The organism is Neisseria sp. P0021.S006, from assembly GCF_051956895.1.
Genome location: NZ_JBQCWZ010001325.1, coordinates 1 through 429, shown reverse-complemented (window position 1 = coordinate 429; position 429 = coordinate 1). Strand labels below are relative to the sequence as shown.

General features: G+C 44.1%; 1 protein-coding gene and 1 pseudogene. Both read right to left on the bottom strand.

All coding sequences use genetic code 11. The annotated features are described in order from the left end of the window. Nucleotides 1-148: 148 nt before the first annotated feature. The gene (locus tag ACTHUM_RS20120) at nt 149-247 is read right to left on the bottom strand and encodes a hypothetical protein (protein WP_083300566.1); all 99 of its coding nucleotides are present in this window, start codon (nt 245-247) and stop codon (nt 149-151) included. A gap of 52 nt (nt 248-299) precedes the next feature. Next, nucleotides 300-429 (bottom strand): annotated as a pseudogene (locus tag ACTHUM_RS20115) (DNAase); the annotation flags it as partial.

Genomic DNA, 429 nt, shown 5'->3' with positions numbered 1-429 from the left:
CCAATGGGTGTACGGTTTCGATGAACCGTTTATTTCGAAGGATATGTTTTACATCCTATCGGTAAGATAAGCAAGATTCCGTCTGAAAATACTTTCAGACGGCCTTGAGCTTTGCTGGGTTTAGGAAAGCAATATTTTGAATTTAAATTCATTTATTGTGTTGATGGAAATATTCCCATTCTTTAAAGGTCCGGCCATTCGGAAGATAGCGCAAGCCGATTTTGTTGTCGTTTCTGTCTTGAGCCATTTTGAGTTTGCCGCTGCGTTTGAGGCAGAACCGGTGGTAGAAAGCCTTAGAACTAGCCGTTGTTCAGACTGCTGTCAGGTACTTTCTTAAACAGGCGGTAGAAATTGTCGCTGGTGTTTTGTGCCAATGTTTCCAAGCTCTCGCCGCGCAGATTGGCTACGAATTCGGCTGTATAGCGGACG